General features: G+C 67.8%; 1 protein-coding gene and 1 pseudogene. Both read right to left on the bottom strand.

Annotation, left to right across the window (positions count from 1 at the left end; genetic code table 11):
- Window positions 1-282 (bottom strand): annotated as a pseudogene (locus EOA28_RS37650) (MFS transporter); the annotation flags it as partial.
- Window positions 279-693: transcription antitermination factor NusB (gene nusB / locus EOA28_RS37645; RefSeq protein ID WP_128315942.1), on the bottom strand; the 415-nt coding region annotated here is incomplete at its 5' end. The gene nusB and the pseudogene EOA28_RS37650, both read right to left, overlap by 4 nt.

The following is a 693-nucleotide window of genomic DNA, read 5'->3' as shown; positions in this document are numbered from 1 at the left end:
CGCGGGGACCGCGGGGCCGGGCATGAAGCCGCCGCGATAGCCGAGGCTGCGGATGATGGCGGCGGCCGGCAAGGCGCCGAGCGCCACGCCGAGATTGAAGCCGGTGATCGGCGCCGTCGCGAGAGACTTGTCGGGACCGAGCAGGTATTGCCCGGCCAGCGCGCCGAGCGATATGGCGATCGGAGCGGCCGAACCGACGATCGCCTGCGCGGCGGCAAGCAGGACGGCTGTGCGGCGCCCTTCCCTGCCGGTCGCGGCGACCGCGGCCGTTGCGGTCGTCACGAAGCGTCCTTGCCGCGCCCCTCACCGCGAACCCGGCGCGAGACGCGATCGAGAACGGCATTCACCAGCTTGGGTTCGTCTTCCTCGTAAAAAGCTTTTGCGATGTCGACATATTCGGACACGATCACGGCCACCGGCACGTCTTCGCGCTTCATCAATTCGTAGACGCCGGCGCGCAGGATAGCGCGCAGCGTCGAATCCAGCCGCGACAGCGGCCAATCCTCGGTCAGCGCCTGGCGGATGACGGGGTCGATGGTCTTCTGGTTCTCGACGACGCCGGTCAGGATGGCGCGGAACCATTGCGCGTCCGCCTCGCGGTAGAGCGCGCCATCGACTTCCTTGCCGAGGCGGAAGGCCTCATATTCGGCCGTGATCTCGAAGACGCCGCTGCCGGCCACATCCATCTGATAA

The organism is Mesorhizobium sp. M2A.F.Ca.ET.067.02.1.1 (genome assembly GCF_004023285.1).
In the GTDB taxonomy this organism is placed as follows: domain Bacteria; phylum Pseudomonadota; class Alphaproteobacteria; order Rhizobiales; family Rhizobiaceae; genus Mesorhizobium.
This window is presented reverse-complemented; position numbering and strand designations above follow the sequence as displayed.